The sequence below is a fragment of the Mesorhizobium sp. M7A.F.Ca.MR.362.00.0.0 genome (assembly GCF_004023175.1).
Lineage (GTDB): Bacteria > Pseudomonadota > Alphaproteobacteria > Rhizobiales > Rhizobiaceae > Mesorhizobium.
In genome coordinates, this window is record NZ_RZTF01000584.1 from 1 (window position 1) to 280 (window position 280).

General features: G+C 63.6%; 1 protein-coding gene. It reads right to left on the minus strand.

All coding sequences use genetic code 11. From position 1 onward, the window contains the following. A partial coding sequence (locus tag EOC06_RS41065) for a hypothetical protein (RefSeq protein WP_128309996.1) occupies positions 1–222 on the minus strand: 222 nt, incomplete at its 3' end. Between the last annotated feature and the right edge of the window lie 58 nt (positions 223–280).

Genomic DNA, 280 nt, shown 5'->3' on the forward strand with positions numbered 1-280 from the left:
GGGAGGAGGGGTCGGAGCCTGCGGTGGGGGTTCCGTGGAAGGCGCGGCGGGACTGTCAGGCTGAGGTGCAGGCGGTGCGGCCTCTTCCTCACTCAGAACCTGGTCAGTCCTGGCCTTGATCTCATCGGCCGTCTGCTGGCTTATCAGCCCGTTGCTGACGGCGAAGCCAGCAACCAGAGCGACAAGGGCTGCAATGATTGCAGCTTTCACCTTCTTCGACATCCATAGGCGCCTTGTTCATGACCCCCAACCCACGGCGAAGGGTGCCGCAACCTTGGCG